Raw genomic sequence first — 566 nt, forward strand, 5'->3', positions numbered from 1 at the left:
TTTTCTTAAGCCTGCCATTAATGGCGCAAGTGTTCAGTAAGTGCGGTTTGTTTGATTAGTGGCACAAATTATCGTGTCAGAAAATCAATAATTTGGTTTTCGATGTGAGTAACTTCTTGCGGCGTAAGCCCAAGTAATTGACGTGAAGGATAGGTAATTTGTGCTCGTCCAATTCGTTCTGTTAATCCAAATTGATGCACACCGGCAATATTTCCCGCAGAGGGTAAAAAGTAAATAACGGCTTCTTTATCGCTGTTATACATCCGCAAAAAACGGGCGGTTGCCAGTTTTTTAAACATACGAGTTTGCTTGGTTTTTCGCTCTGTACTGATTTTGTCTTTTTTGACGCTGATATAGCGCTGAATATCCGATTTACGAAATGAGCGCTGGGATTTTTTATCCGCATCTTGTCCGGTAATCGTCTTTGAGTTTCCACGCCAATTACGCAATGTACGCTTCTGACCCCGCCACATGAATTGAATTTCACGCTGTACCGTGACAAAGCTGGCTTTTCTTTTTGTGTATGCACTACCGTCTGGATTTTTTTGTTGCTGGATGCGCTTTAT

The 566-nt window shown here is 41.5% G+C and carries 1 protein-coding gene; it reads right to left on the bottom strand.

Features of this window, described 5'->3' with window-relative positions:
* Positions 1–68: 68 nt before the first annotated feature.
* Positions 69–566, bottom strand: a 498-nt coding sequence (locus PROVRUST_RS18825) for a phage virion morphogenesis protein (RefSeq protein ID WP_006816515.1), incomplete at its 5' end; no start/stop codon positions are given.

The organism is Providencia rustigianii DSM 4541 (assembly GCF_000156395.1).
Classification (GTDB): Bacteria; Pseudomonadota; Gammaproteobacteria; order Enterobacterales; family Enterobacteriaceae; genus Providencia; species Providencia rustigianii.